The following is a 1,327-nucleotide window of genomic DNA, read 5'->3' on the forward strand; positions in this document are numbered from 1 at the left end:
TGACCATGGTCTCCGAGCTGGTCTTGACCCGCAACCAGCTCCTGGAGATCAGCAGGCGCAACGAGGACACCGAGTTCAAGGTGCCGCTGCAGCGGCTCTCCAATGTCACCGCCGAACTGCAGGAAGGCGTCATGAAGACGCGCATGCAGCCGATCGGCAATGCCTGGCAGAAGCTGCCCCGCATCGTCCGCGACCTCTCCGGCGAACTCGGCAAGCAGATCGAACTGGAGATGCACGGCGCCGACACCGAGCTCGACCGCCAGGTGCTCGACCTGATCAAGGATCCGTTGACGCACATGGTGCGCAACTCCGCCGACCACGGGCTGGAGACCACCGCCGAGCGGGTCGCAGCCGGCAAGCCGGAGCAGGGCACCATCCGCCTGTCCGCCTATCACGAGGGCGGCCACATCATCATCTGCATCGCCGACAATGGCCGCGGGCTCAACACCGAGCGGATCAAGGCCAAGGCGCTCCAGAACGGCCTCGTCACCGAGGCTGAACTGGAGAAGATGACCGAAGCCCAGATCCACAAGTTCATCTTCGCGCCGGGCTTCTCGACCGCAGCGCAGGTGACCTCGGTGTCGGGCCGCGGCGTCGGCATGGACGTGGTGCGCACCAATATCGACCAGATCGGCGGCACCATCGACATCAAGAGCGTGGCCGGCGAGGGCGCTTCCGTCACCATCAAGATCCCGCTGACCCTGGCGATCGTCTCCGCCCTGATCGTGGAAGCCGGCGGCGACCGCTTTGCGATCCCGCAGCTCTCGGTGGTCGAGCTGGTACGGGCCCGCGCCAACTCCGAGCACCGCATCGAGCGGATCAAGGACACCGCGGTCTTGCGGCTGCGCAACAAGCTGCTGCCGCTGATCCATCTCAAGAAGCTGCTCAAGATCGACGACGGCGCGACCACCACCGACGCCGAGAACGGCTTTATTGTGGTGACGCAAGTCGGCAGCCAGACCTTTGGCATCGTGGTCGACGGCGTGTTCCACACCGAGGAGATCGTGGTCAAGCCGATGTCGACCAAGCTGCGTCACATCGACATGTTCTCCGGCAACACCATCCTGGGCGATGGCGCCGTGATCATGATCATCGACCCCAACGGCATCGCCAAGGCGCTCGGCGCCTCCGGCTCGTCGGCCCATGACATGGCCGAGGACAGTGCCGCGGCGCACGCCTCGAGCGGCGAGCAGCTGACCTCGCTGCTGGTGTTCCGCGCCGGCTCGAGCCAGCCCAAGGCGGTGCCGCTTGGCCTCGTCACCCGGCTGGAAGAGATCGCAACCGACAAGATCGAGCTCTCGAACGGCCGCTATATGGTGCAGTACCG

Annotated in this window: 1 protein-coding gene; it reads left to right on the plus strand. The window is 65.3% G+C overall.

Annotated features, from left to right (window positions below; genetic code table 11):
- A partial coding sequence (locus K359_RS0148140) for a chemotaxis protein CheA (protein WP_029085269.1) occupies positions 1 to 1,327 on the plus strand: 1,327 nt, incomplete at both ends.

The sequence above is a fragment of the Bradyrhizobium sp. th-b2 genome (assembly GCF_000426785.1).
Lineage (GTDB): Bacteria > Pseudomonadota > Alphaproteobacteria > Rhizobiales > Xanthobacteraceae > Bradyrhizobium > Bradyrhizobium septentrionale.